This is a genomic window from Nocardioides sp. NPDC057772 (genome assembly GCF_042798075.1).
In the GTDB taxonomy this organism is placed as follows: Bacteria; Actinomycetota; Actinomycetes; order Propionibacteriales; family Nocardioidaceae; genus Nocardioides.
The window spans coordinates 1-5,745 of record NZ_JBHVKN010000273.1 but is presented as its reverse complement, the minus strand read 5'-3'; the positions used below and the strand labels follow the sequence as shown (position 1 = coordinate 5,745).

Genomic DNA, 5,745 nt, shown 5'->3' with positions numbered 1-5,745 from the left:
CTCGGGGTCCGCGGTGGTCACGCGGCGCCCTCCCCTCGCCTTGCGGAAGGCCTCCTGCAGCTTCTTCGCACTGGCTCCCTGCCCCTCCAGTACCTGACCGGGGGAGGAGTGCCACTCCGCGCCGTCGTACTCGACAGCCGCGAGAAGGTCCTCGTTGGCCAGATCGAGACGCGCGACGAACTCACCGGTCACGGTGGACACCTCGACCTGCGGCGTCATCGGGAACCTCGCTTGATGGCAACGCAGACCGAGAACCGCTTCGGGCGGTGACTCGAACCGGCCGTCCGCCAGCGGGCCGATCCCGCGGAGCGTGGTGACCCACCGTTGGCCACGGAACCGCTCGATTCCCTCGATGAACTCCTCCGGCTCGTACGCACCGAGTCGGTGCATCATCGAGACTCCGGCGATCGCCTCGTCAGGCCAGCGGACGCGTCCGAGATCCCAGGCCGTACGCAGAGCGGTGGTGACCCGCAGACCTCCGATCTCGTTCGTCTCACTGTCTTGCACGTCGCGTTCGCCGCTGCTGGCGATGTCGTTGCGGAGGCGGCCGCGACCGGCAGGCCGAAAGAACGAGAGCGGCCGAAGGCTGATGTGCTCACCAGGAGCGAGGATCATCTCGGCTCCGAGGAGCCAGCCGGCATGTCGGTCGACGACGATGCAGTCGGCAGGCGCGACCAGTCTCAAGCACGCAGCGCGGACGGCGAGAGAGTCGCCCGCCTCGGTGGCCAGATATACGCCCTTGATGGGGCGGCGCACGAGGCCCGTCTCGAGCAGCTTTCCGAGCCGCCTCCGTGAGATCCCGGCTTCCCGCGCCATCTTGAAGGTGAACGGCTCGGTCGACGGCAACGGGAAGGTGCTCCCGAGGCTTCCGTTGAACAGCATCTCGTTGATGTCCATGCCCAGAGTCTGAAAGGTCGCCTTCGACACCGCCACCGGACATCAGGGGCTGTGGAAAAGTCTGTGGACAACGTGGGGCTGACGCGCCGACTCGGGTCGTTCGAGCGGGACTGATGCGCCGGGTCGGCGCCTCTGCCTGGGACAGATGCGCCGACTCGGGGGAGTTGGGTCAGCAGGTGGGGCCGAAGATCGACTCGGCGTACTCCGGGTGGTCGACGAACGGGTTCCGGTTGTGCTGGTAGGTCGAGTAGATCTTGTTGTTGCGGGTGCGCTCGGCGGTGGTGACGGGGTCGGCGTTGTGCCAGCCGAGGAGGACGCAGACCTTGCCGAGGTAGTTGGTCGAGCCGTTGATGGAGTTGTTGACCTCCAGGTCGGCGAAGCCGTCGTCGCCGTTGTAGCGCACGGCCATGTAGAGGATGCCGCGGGCCAGGTCGCCCTTCACGCTGTCGCGTGGCTCGAAGGAGTCGGCGTCGGTCCAGCAGTCGCTGCACTCCGCGACGGCCGACCCACCGAGGTCGAAGTCCTTGCTGCCGCGGGTGGCGTTAACGGTGACGTCCTCGGGGCGGAGGTGGTGCACGTCGGTGCCGGGACCGTTGCTGGTGCCGAAGTCGCCGCGGCTCTGCGGCCAGGTGTGCTCGCGGTTCCAGTTGTCGGCGTCGCCGCCGTTGTTGGTCTTCGGCGTGGAGACGCCGGAGTAGAACTCGATCACGTTCGCGGAGTTGTTCGGGTCCTGGTCGAGCACCTTCAGCGCCTCCCACACCGCGCTGTAGGACAGCGTGGTGTGGCCGTCGATGATGTTGTGCAGCGCCGACTTCAGCGACGAGCCGGACAGGCCGGCGGCCGAGTCGTAGTAGCCCGCCGGGATGTTCGGGTCCGGGGTGGGGCTGGTGGTCGGGGTGGGTGTCGGGGTCGGCGTGGACCCGGAGAACGCGAAGGCGGTGGCGTTCTTGTGCCCCGGGTGGGAGAAGTACGCCGTCAAGGTGCCGGTGACGTCGATCTGGCGGCCCTTCAGGCTCGGGTTGGAGCGCAGCCCCCAACTGCTGCGGAAGGCGTCGGGGATCTGCACGTAGAGCATCCTCGACGTGCTGGTCTCCGAGGCCGAGTCGGCGATCGCGAGCGCGTAGTCGTTGGGGTAGTTGCTGGTCACGACGGTGTTCGTCGCGGTGGGTTGGCCGACGATGTAGCCACGTACGGTCGCCGTCGAGCCGTTCTGGGTGGCGATCGCCGTGGATACGGTGATCGTGGCCGCCTGGGCCGGGGCGGTCGTGATCACGACCGCCATGAAGCTCGCCAGGGCGAGGGCAACGAGGCTGGCCAGGGTCAGGCGCAGCCGCCGAGAGGCGCTGAAGGACATGCTCGGATGGTGGCAGTCGGCAGGTGCGCGTGGAACCCGCTGCGGCAAAGATTTACCTGCCGTTAGCAACCTGGGTAACGGAGTTCCCGAGACATTTGCGCCGACTCGGCGCTTCCGGGTGGGACAGTCGCGCCGAGTCGGGTGGGGGTCAGAGCTTGGACGCGGCCGCGCGGTCCAAGAACCAGGTCGTCTCGTTGGTGCCGACGACGCCGGTGGCGGGGATCTCGCTGATCGGGGCGCCGGCGTGGGCCTTGGCCACGGCCTCGGCCTTGCCTTCGCCGCTGACCAGGAACCAGACGGTCGAGGACCGTCGCAGGGCCTCGAAGGTGAAGGTGATCCGCTCGGGCGGAGGCTTGGGCGAGCCGGTGACGCCGACAGCGATCGCGTCCTTCGCGTCGAGCTGCGGGAAGCCGGGGAAGAGCGAGGCGATGTGGCCGTCGGGGCCGACGCCCAGCATCAGGATGTCGAAGCCACCCGAGCCGTGGCTGCGTACGTCCTCGGAGAACTGCGCCGCGGCCTCGTCGACGCTCAGGCCGGAGTCGGTGGACGGCATCTCGTGGATACGGTGGTCGGGGACGCCGACCTCGGTCAGGAAGGCGGCGCGGGCCTGGCCGGCGTTGCGGTCGGGGGAGTCGGCGGCGACGTAGCGCTCGTCGCCGAAGAAGAACTCGACCGCGCCCCAGTCGACGCCCGACTCGGGAGCCAGGCGCGCGATCTCACGGTGGATGGCCTCGGCGATGGTGCCGCCGGTGAGGCCGATGGTGGGTACGTCGCCGGCGGCCTGCAGGTCGGCCAGGCGACTGAGGAACTCCCCGGCCACCGCCGAGGCCAGCGCCTCGGCGGTGTCGTGGACCTCGATGAGTGACTCGGGATGACCGTCGCGGGTCGTCACGCTCGCTTCTCTCTGTAGTAGGCGATGAGGGACTGGGTGGAGGTGTCCTGCTGCTCGGCGGTCTTCGCGTCACCGGAGACGGCCGGGCTGATCTGCAGGGCGAGCTGCTTGCCGAGCTCGACTCCCCACTGGTCGAAGGAGTCGATGCCCCACACCACACCCTGGGTGAAGGTGATGTGCTCGTAGAGGGCGATCAGCTGACCCAGCACACCAGGGGTCAGCGACGGAGCCATGATCGATGTGGTCGGCCGGTTGCCGGAGAAGACCCGCGCGTTGACGATGTTCTCCGCGGTGCCCTCGGCGCGCACCTCCTCGGCGGTCTTGCCGAAGGCCAGCGCCTGGGTCTGGGCGAAGAAGTTGGCCAGGAACAGCTCGTGCACGTCGATGTCGCCGTCCGCGAGCGGATAGGCGGGGTTCGCGAATGCGATGAAGTCCGCCGGGATCAACTTGGTGCCCTGGTGGATGAGCTGGTAGAACGCGTGCTGGCCGTTGGTGCCGGGTTCGCCCCAGAACACCTCGCCGGTCGCCGAGGTCACCGCGGTGCCGTCCCAGCGCACCGACTTTCCGTTCGACTCCATGGTCAGCTGCTGCAGGTACGCAGGGAACCGGTGCAGCAGCTGGGAGTAAGGGAGCACGGCGTGGGTCTGAGCGTCGAAGAAGTTGACGTACCAGACGTTCAGGAGACCCATCAGGGCCGGCACGTTCCGGGCGAGCTGTGTCGTGCGGAAGTGTTCGTCGATCGCATGGAAGCCACCGAGGAACTCGGTGAACCCCTCGGGCCCGATGGCGATCGCCAGCGAGGTGCCGATGGCGGAGTCGACCGAGTAGCGGCCGCCGACCCAGTCCCAGAAGCCGAAGGCGTTCTCCGGGTCGATCCCGAAGTTCGCGACCTTGTCGAGCGCCGTCGAGACCGCCACGAAGTGCTTCTTCACGGCGTCGGCGGCGTCCACGTCGTCGCCGAGGGCGTCGAGCAGCCAGGCGCGCGCCAGGCGGGCGTTGGTCAGCGTCTCCAGCGTCGAGAAGGTCTTCGAGGAGACGATGAACAGCGTCGTCGCCGGGTCCAGCCCCTTGAGCGTCACGCCCGCGTCGGTCGGGTCGATGTTGGAGATGAACCGGCACTCGATCTCCGGGTGGCGGAACGGCTCCAGCGCCTCGTAGGCCATCACCGGTCCCAGGTCGGAACCACCGATGCCGATGTTGACGACCGTGCGGATCCGCTCACCGGTGACGCCCTTCCACTCGCCGGACCGGACCCGGTCGGCGAACGCGAAGACCTTCTTCAGCGTCTCGTGGACCCCGGGGACGACGTCGGTGCCGTCGACGGTGAGGGACGCGTCGGCGGGAAGGCGCAGCGCGGTGTGGAGCACCGCGCGGTCCTCGGTGACGTTGATGTGCTCGCCGGCGAGCATCGCGTCCCGCCGAGCCTCCAGGCCGACCTGCTCGGCCAGCGCCAGCAGGTCGGCGAGGAGCTCGTCGGTGAGGAGGTTCTTGGAGAGGTCGACGTGGAGGTCGGCCGCCTCGAAGGTGAAGCGCGAGGCCCGGCCGGGATCATCGGCGAACCACGAGCGCAGGTCGGGCTCGAAGCCGTCCCGTCGCTCGGTGAGTGCCTTCCAAGCGTCCGTCGTCGTCGCGTCGACCGGGCCCCCGCTCACGCGCCTGCCTCCGTAGCGCAAGCGCCAGAATACGGACGCAGCCGCGTGATGCTTGGACGGTTCACTCGCTGACGCTCGCTCACTACTTGACCGCCTCGATCTGGCCCTTGACGGTGTCGACGAGCTCGACCCAGGAGGCCTTGAACTTGTCGACACCCTCGGTCTCGAGCACCTCGAAGACGTCGTCGAGGTCGACCCCGACCGAGCGCAGCGACTCGAAGACGGCAGCGGCCTCGGCGGCCTTGCCGGTGACGACGTCGCCCTTGACCTCACCGTGGTCGGCGAAGGCCTCCATGGTCTTCTCCGGCATGGTGTTGACCGTGTCGGCCACGACCAGGTCGGTGACGTAGAGGGTGTCGGGGTAGTCCGGGTTCTTGACGCCGGTCGAGGCCCACAGCGGCCGCTGGGCGTTCGCTCCGGCCTCGGCCAGCGCGGTCCAGCGCTCGCTGTCGTGGACCTCCTCGAAGGCGGCGTACGCCGAGATGGCGTTGGCCACGGCGGCCTTGCCGAGCAGTGCGGTGGCCTCGGGGGTGCCGATGGCCTCGAGCCGCTTGTCGATCTCGGTGTCGACGCGGGAGACGAAGAACGAGGCGACGCTGCGGATGGTGGACAGGTCCTTGCCGGCCGCCTTGGCCTGCTCCAGACCGGTCAGGTAGGCGTCCATCACCGCGCGGTAGCGCTCGACCGAGAAGATCAGGGTCACGTTGACCGAGATGCCCTCGGCGATCGCCGCGGTGATCGCCGGGAGACCCTCGAGGGTCGCCGGGATCTTGATGAGCACGTTGGCGCGGTCGACCTCGGCCCACAGCGCCTTCGCGGAGGCGATGGTCCCGTCGGTGTCGTTGGCCAGGGTCGGCTCGACCTCGATCGAGACCCGGCCGTCGTCCTTGGTGGACTCGGCGACCGGGGCGAGGATGTCGCAGGCGTTGCGTACGTCGCGGGTGGTCAGG

Annotated in this window: 5 protein-coding genes; all 5 read right to left on the bottom strand. The window is 68.5% G+C overall.

The window, feature by feature from the left end; translation table 11 throughout:
* Window positions 1-897 (bottom strand): type IV toxin-antitoxin system AbiEi family antitoxin domain-containing protein (locus ACFVJS_RS25990; RefSeq protein ID WP_378886399.1); only part of this gene is annotated, 897 nt, incomplete at its 3' end.
* Between the two features lie 169 nt (window positions 898-1,066).
* A complete protein-coding gene (locus ACFVJS_RS25985; RefSeq protein WP_378886397.1) occupies window positions 1,067-2,251 on the bottom strand; it encodes an endonuclease in 1,185 nt (394 codons plus the stop codon).
* 148 nt (window positions 2,252-2,399) lie between these two features.
* Window positions 2,400-3,143, bottom strand: a complete 744-nt coding sequence (gene pgl, locus ACFVJS_RS25980; RefSeq protein WP_378886396.1) for a 6-phosphogluconolactonase — start codon at window positions 3,141-3,143, stop codon at window positions 2,400-2,402.
* On the bottom strand, window positions 3,140-4,795 hold the full coding sequence (gene pgi / locus ACFVJS_RS25975; RefSeq protein WP_378886394.1) for a glucose-6-phosphate isomerase: 1,656 nt from the start codon (window positions 4,793-4,795) through the stop codon (window positions 3,140-3,142). Before pgi ends, pgl begins: the two co-directional genes overlap by 4 nt.
* A gap of 82 nt (window positions 4,796-4,877) precedes the next feature.
* Window positions 4,878-5,745: transaldolase (gene tal / locus ACFVJS_RS25970; RefSeq protein ID WP_378886392.1), on the bottom strand; the 868-nt coding region annotated here is incomplete at its 5' end.